General features: G+C 73.7%; 7 protein-coding genes. 4 read left to right on the top strand and 3 right to left on the bottom strand.

The window, feature by feature from the left end; translation table 11 throughout:
- Positions 1-64: 64 nt before the first annotated feature.
- The 4 genes from E1182_RS28255 (at position 65) to disA (ending at position 4,664) form a co-directional block, all read left to right on the top strand.
- Positions 65-904 (top strand): UbiA family prenyltransferase, encoded by an 840-nt coding sequence (locus tag E1182_RS28255; RefSeq protein ID WP_132270782.1) that lies wholly within the window; start codon positions 65-67, stop codon positions 902-904.
- Positions 905-1,044: 140 nt separating this feature from the next.
- Entirely contained in the window at positions 1,045-1,797 is a 753-nt protein-coding gene (locus tag E1182_RS28250; protein WP_132270781.1) for a hypothetical protein, read from the top strand.
- 90 nt (positions 1,798-1,887) lie between these two features.
- Positions 1,888-3,339: a DNA repair protein RadA gene (gene radA / locus E1182_RS28245; RefSeq protein WP_132270780.1), complete on the top strand. Its 1,452-nt coding sequence runs from the start codon at positions 1,888-1,890 to the stop codon at positions 3,337-3,339.
- Between the two features lie 143 nt (positions 3,340-3,482).
- Positions 3,483-4,664, top strand: a complete 1,182-nt coding sequence (gene disA / locus E1182_RS28240) for a DNA integrity scanning diadenylate cyclase DisA (protein ID WP_132270779.1) — start codon at positions 3,483-3,485, stop codon at positions 4,662-4,664.
- A 10-nt stretch (positions 4,665-4,674) separates the two neighbouring features.
- Here the strand turns inward: disA and E1182_RS28235 are convergent, their stop codons facing one another.
- The 3 genes from E1182_RS28235 to E1182_RS28225 form a co-directional block, all read right to left on the bottom strand.
- Entirely contained in the window at positions 4,675-5,418 is a 744-nt protein-coding gene (locus tag E1182_RS28235; RefSeq protein ID WP_132270778.1) for a hypothetical protein, read from the bottom strand.
- Between the two features lie 104 nt (positions 5,419-5,522).
- Positions 5,523-6,083, bottom strand: a complete 561-nt coding sequence (locus tag E1182_RS28230) for a peptide deformylase (protein ID WP_132270777.1) — start codon at positions 6,081-6,083, stop codon at positions 5,523-5,525.
- Positions 6,080-6,592 (bottom strand): glycine cleavage system protein R, encoded by a 513-nt coding sequence (locus E1182_RS28225; protein WP_132270776.1) that lies wholly within the window; start codon positions 6,590-6,592, stop codon positions 6,080-6,082. The genes E1182_RS28230 and E1182_RS28225 overlap by 4 nt, the downstream gene beginning before the upstream one ends.
- Between the last annotated feature and the right edge of the window lie 35 nt (positions 6,593-6,627).

The following is a 6,627-nucleotide window of genomic DNA, read 5'->3' as shown; positions in this document are numbered from 1 at the left end:
GCACCGGACCGTTCCGCATGGACCGAGCGTGGCACGACTCCCCGGTAACGACCAGACTTCCCTTATGTCGTCAACGGTGTTAGGGCTGGTCAGAGCGAGCCATCCGGAACCGACGGTCGCGGTCACCGTGGTCGCCGGGCTGCTCGCCTGGGGCGTCGGGCACTGCCCCACCGGCCTGGCCCCGGTGGTCGGCACCGTGTTGGCCAGCCAGCTCGCGGTGGGCTGGAGCAACGACGCGCTGGACGCCGGCCGGGACGCCGCGGTGGGGCGTACCGACAAACCGGTCGCGGCGGGGGCGCTCAGCCGCCGCACGGTGGCCGTGGCCGCCGCCGTGGCCGCGGTCGGCACCCCGCTGCTGGCGCTGACCACGAACCCGACGGCGGCGCTCTGGGCGACCGTCGGCCTGGTCTCGGCGCTGCTCTACAACCGGCCGTTGAAGTCGACACCGTTCTCACCGCTGCCGTACGCGGTCTCCTTCGGGTCGCTGCCCGCCTTCGTCGTGCTGGCGCTGCCCGGGAAGCCCGCCCCACCGGTCTGGCTGGTCACCGCCGCGGCGCTGCTGGGCGCCGGGGCGCACTTCGCCAACGTGCTGCCGGACCTCGCCGACGACGCCCGCACCGGGGTGCGCGGGCTGCCGCACCGGCTCGGTCCGGCCGGCAGCCGGCTGGCCGCCGCCGGGCTGCTGCTCGCCGCGACCGTCGTCCTGGTCGCCGGGCCACCCGGGCCGCCGTCCTGGCTGGGCCTGTCGGCCGTCGCCGCCGCCGTGGTGGTGCCATGCGTCGGTTGGTACGCGGCACGTGCCGCCGCCCGGGCCGGCCGCCGCCCGGTGGCCGCCTTCCGGGCGGTGATGGTGGTGGCCCTCATCGATGTGGTGCTCCTGGTGGTCAGCGGCCGGGTGGTGTGACCGCCCTCGCCCAGGTGGCGAAACCGGGTCCGCGTGCGGCCGTCGATCAGCCCCAACTACCCTGGAGCGCGGTCTGCGCGGGTATGACCACCCCGCGCCCGGGGTTCGGCCGGGTGGGGATCGTGACGAGGAGGACCGACGTGACGCGCTCGATCAGGGGTTCCCGGCGGGCGGCCCTGCTGCTGTCCGGCATGGCGGCGGCGACCGCCCTGCTGGCCACCGGTTGCGGTGCCGGCCAGGTGGCCGAGACCGCCAACAAGGAGCCGTCGATCCAGGGCGTCAACATCCAGACTCCGGACAACGACTACAAGGTGCGCGGCCTCTACGTGGAGTACCCGGGCGTCGAGGGCTACCGGGCCGGCGAGAACGCCCCGATCAACGCGGTGGTCTACAACGACACCCGGGAGCCGGTCACGGTGACCGTCACCACGGACAGCGCGCGGGATGTCGTACTCACCGGCGCGGCCGGCTCGCCGAGCCCGACCGCCTCGACCTCGCCCGGCTCGTCGCCCACCGCCAGCGCCTCCCCGTCGGGCAGCGCCTCCCCGTCGGGCAGCGCCTCGCCCTCCGGCTCGGCCTCCGCGAGCCCGTCGGAGAGCGCCTCGCCGAGCCCGTCCGCGCCGGCCGGCGAGCCGGCCCGGTTCGAGATCCCGGCCCTGGGCTACCTCCAGCTGACCGTGCAGGGCGGCCGTTACCTCGAACTCGTCGGCCTGAACGAGAAGCTGCTCGCCGGCCAGCAGGTCAACCTGACCTTCGACTTCGGCAACGGCAGGACCATCAGCACCCCGGCTCCGATCGGTGTGCCGCTGACGCCGGCCGCCCCGCCGTCGCCGATCATCGAGCGCCACGGCGGCTACGAGGGCCAGGAGGAGGGCGGCTCGGGTCACGGCTGATCCGCCGCCCGCGACCGCCGACGACACCGCCGCCGTGGTGACCACCACGCCGGCGGTGTTTTCGTCACAGGAGAGAGTTAGCGTCCTGGGGTGACCACCTCCCGATCGACACCCGCGCGCGGCGGCGCGGCGGGCACCTCCCGCCGGGCGGCCCGCGAACCCCGCCCGGCCTACGAGTGCGACGCCTGCGGCCACCAGCCCCCCAAATGGGTGGGGCGCTGCCCGGAGTGCGGCGAGTGGGGCTCGGTCGTCGAGTGCACCGTCACCGGCCCGCTGGTCTCCGGCAAGGTGGTCAGCTCCCGGGTGCCTTCCGAGCCGGCCCGCCCGATCGCCACGGTCAGCGCCGCCCCGGCCCGGGCCCGGCCCACCGGTGTCAGCGAGCTCGACCGGGTGCTCGGCGGCGGCCTGGTCCCCGGCGCGGTGGTGCTGCTGGCCGGCGAGCCCGGGGTGGGCAAGTCCACGCTGCTGCTCGACGTGGCCCAGCAGTGGGCCGCCGGTGCCGGCAGCCCCTCGCTGGTGGTCAGCGGTGAGGAGTCGGTCAGCCAGGTCCGGCTACGCGCCGAGCGGATGGGCACCCTCCACGAGCAGCTCTACCTGGCCGCCGAGAGCGACCTCGGCGCGGTGCTCGGGCACCTCGACGCGGTCAAGCCGGGCCTGCTGGTGCTGGACTCGGTGCAGACCATCTCCACCACCGGCGCCGAGGGGGTGTCCGGCGGGGTCACCCAGGTCCGGGCGGTCACCGCCGCCCTGGTCGCGGTCGCCAAGGAGCGCGGCATCGCCACCGTGCTGGTCGGCCACGTCACGAAGGACGGCCAGGTCGCCGGCCCCCGGGTGCTGGAGCATCTGGTCGACGTGGTGCTGCACTTCGAAGGCGACAAGCACTCCTCGCTACGGATGGTCCGCGGCGTCAAGAACCGCTTCGGCGCGGCCGACGAGGTCGGGTGCTTCGAGATGCACGAGGGCGGCATCAGCAGCCTCGCCGACCCGTCCGGGCTCTTCCTCACCCGCTACTCGGAACCGGTGCCGGGCACCTGTGTGACAGTGGCGATGGAGGGGCGGCGGGCCCTGGTCACCGAGGTACAGGCCCTGATCGGCGCGACGGTCGCCGGGTCTCCCCGGCGTACCGTCTCCGGCCTCGACGGCGCCCGGCTGGCCATGGTGCTCGCGGTGCTGCAACGCCGCACCGAACGGCTCACCCTGCACGACCGGGAGGTCTTCGCGGCCACCGTCGGCGGCATCCGGGTGGTCGAGCCGGCCGCCGACCTGGCCGTCGCCCTGGCGGTGGCCTCCGGCGGGCTCAACCTGGCCATCGCGCCCCACCTGGTGGCGATCGGCGAGGTCGGGCTGACCGGCGAGGTGCGCCGGGTCGGGGCGGTGCCCCGGCGGCTGGCCGAAGCGGCCCGGCTCGGTTTCCGGATGGCGCTGGTGCCCTCCGGCTGCGGGCCCGGCAGCACCGGCATCACCCCGGAGAACATGCGGGTGACCGAGGTCACTGACGTGCGATCCGCGCTCCAGGCTGTCGCCCGTGCATCCGCCGAGTGACCGACGGTGGTCGACACCGGAGTGCTGGCCCCACCATTCCGGACAGCCCTTGTCAGGTCCGGCAAGCCGGAGGAACCCGACGCTGTGACACATCACAGTAACCACGACAGCACCCACCGCAGGGCAGTCCGTAGACTGTGCGCGTGCCGATCGACCGCGACACCACCAAGCCTGCCGGCGCGACACCCCACGCCCGCACCGGTGGCGTGGGCTCACCTGCCCGTCCGATCAGCGTGAGCGTCACCGGCGGTACGGGCAGCGCCGGCGACCCGTTGCGGGCCAACCTGGCCCTGATGGCTCCCGGCACGGCGCTGCGCGACGGGTTGGAGCGGATCCTTCGCGGCCGGACCGGCGCGCTGATCGTGCTCGGATACGACAAGGTCGTCGAGCAGATCTGCACCGGCGGTTTCCCGTTGGACGTCGAGTTCTCCGCCACCCGGGTCCGGGAGCTGTGCAAGATGGACGGCGCGGTGGTGCTCTCCAGCGACGGCACCCGGATCGTCCGGGCGGCGGTGCACCTGATGCCCGACCCGTCCATTCCCACCGAGGAGTCCGGCACCCGGCACCGCACCGCGGAGCGGGTTGCCCGGCAGACCGGCTACCCGGTCATCTCGGTCAGCCAGTCGATGCGGATCATCAGCCTCTACGTCAACGGACAGCGGCACGTCCTGGACGACTCGGCGGCGATCCTCTCCCGCGCCAACCAGGCCCTGGCCACCCTGGAACGCTACAAGCTGCGCCTGGACGAGGTCTCCGGCACCCTCTCGGCGCTGGAGATCGAGGACCTGGTCACCGTACGGGACGCGGTGGCCGTGGTGCAGCGGCTGGAGATGGTCCGCCGGATCGCCGACGAGATCGCCGGGTACGTGGTCGAACTGGGCACCGACGGCCGGCTGCTCGCACTCCAACTCGACGAGCTGATGGCCGGCGTCGACGCGGACCGCACGCTGGTCATCCGCGACTACCTCCCCGCCGGCCGCAAGTCCCGCACCCTCGACGAGGCACTGGTCGAGCTGGACCTGCTCGGCGCCACCGAACTGATCGACCTGGTCGCGGTGGCCAAGGCGATCGGCTACCCGGCCGCCTCCGACGCCCTGGACGCGGCGGTCAGCCCGCGTGGTTTCCGGCTGCTGGCCAAGGTGCCGCGCCTGCCCGTCGCCATCGTCGACCGGCTGGTTCTGCACTTCGGCAGCCTCCAGCGGCTGCTCGGCGCCACCGTGGAGGACCTGCAGGCCGTCGAGGGCGTCGGGGACGCCCGGGCCCGGGGCGTGCGGGAGGGATTGTCCCGGCTCGCCGAGGCGTCCATCCTGGAGCGTTACGTCTGAGCGGTGCCGGTCAGTTGGCCGCGATGGTGAGCTTCACCGGCTCGCTCAGCTTCGTGCCCACCCGCGCGAAGACCTGGTAGGCCCCGGGCGACGGGGTCGGACCGGCCGCCACCCCGCCGGCGCACTTGGTGGCGTCCCGGCCGTTCCAGGTGAGCTGGTACGACCGCTCGAAGCCGGGGGTGAACGACTGCACGTCCGATCCCTTGCCGGTGCCGCAGGTGTCCGACGACCAGACCGTCTCCGCGCCGGACTTGATGAACAACTCCTGGCGGTCCGCACCGACGTCGCGGCTGCAGGTGCGCTGGGACTTGTTCTTCACCCACAGTTGCAGGTCGACCAACGCGCCGGGCTGGACGACCGAGGGCAACGCCACCGGGGTCACCGTGATCTCCGCGTCGGTGCAGGTGCCCTCGTCACCGCCGGGGCCGGGGCCGGAACCACTGCCAGTGCCAGTGCCGCCGACCGGCGCGACCGACGGGTCGGCCGAGGCGCCCGAGGCACCGCCGGGACCGCCCGGGGCCGCCGCATCCGGGCCGACCGACGGGGACGCGAACTCCGGGGTGGGCGACGCCGTCGCCGACGGCGAGCCGGGCGGGGACGACGGGGTGGAATTCGCCCCCGGTTTCTTCACCGCGTCCTCCGGCCCGTTGCACGAGTAGAGCACCACGACGAGGAAAAGGAGCGCGGCTCCGAGTACGACGACACGACGCCGCCAGTACACGGCGGATGGCAGGGGACCGACCGTCAGACGCATGATGTTCCCACCGTAGCGGCGACCCGGGCGGGAAGCCGTCGCGACGCGCCGGACCGCACCGTCTCCACCGGATCGACACTCCACTCACGACGGACCGGCACCGGTCAGAGATAGACCTTGCGCTGGTAGATGGCGTGCGCGCCGGCCACCCGGTCCAGGAAGAGCAGTCCCGCGCAGTGATCGATCTCGTGTTGTAGGGCACGTGCCTCGAAGCCGTCGGTGACCAGCCGGACCGACTTGCCGGTGCCTGGCAGCTCCCCCTCCACCACCAGCCGGCTGGCCCGCTTCACATCACCGGTCAGATCCGGTACCGACATGCAGCCCTCCCGGCCCGCCTTCCACCGGGTCGCCTCCACCACCCGGGCGTTGCAGAGCACGAAGGTGCCGTGCACCGTCACCGCCTTCGGATGTCCGGTGACGTCCACCGCGAACACCTGGACGCCCACCCCGACCTGCGGGGCGGCCAACCCCACACAGCCGGGCGACACGCGCATGGTGGCGATCAGGTCCGCGGCCAGCTGGACGGTCTCCTCGGCGACGGGGTCCACCGCGACACCCGGACGGCTCAGCACCGGGTTCGGCGCGGTGACCACCGGACGCACCACGCCCGGCAGGGCCAACGCGTCGGGAGACCAGTCGCCGAGGCCGGCGCACTCCTCGCTCACAGCAGATCCGGGTCGGCGGGCCGCAGGGAGACCTCGACGCCCAGGTTGGCGGCGGTCACCGCGAGCCGGCGGGCCAGCGCGTCGGCGACACCCGGCGGCAGGTCCACCTCGGCCACCACCACGTAGAGCGACCCGGTGAGCCGGGTGCTCAGATCCGTGACGTTGCCGCCGGCCTCGGCGAGCACCCGCGTCATCGCCGCCACGATGCCCATCCGGTCCGCGCCGTGCACCGCCATCACGTACGGCTCACCGGCCGGCGCCGTCTCGCCGTCGGGGCTGACCGCCCGTACGGTCGCCAACAGCTGGCCGTCGGCGGACAGCGGCGCCAGGGCGGCCTCCACCTCGGCGGCGGCCGGGCCGACGCAGACCAGGGTCATCGCGAAGTGACCCCGCAGCCGGGTCATGGTCGAGTCGGTGAGGTTCGCGCCGAGCCGGGCGAGCACCTCGGCGACGTCGGCCACGATGCCGGGCCGGTCCCGGCCGATGACAGTGATCGCGAGCTCGTTCATCCGGGCATTCTCCCCGATCCGCCCCTGGCCACCCC

This window comes from Micromonospora sp. KC721 (assembly GCF_004348355.1).
Taxonomy (GTDB): domain Bacteria; phylum Actinomycetota; class Actinomycetes; order Mycobacteriales; family Micromonosporaceae; genus Micromonospora.
Note: the sequence above shows the minus strand (reverse complement) of the source record. Positions and strands in the feature narration are given on the sequence as shown.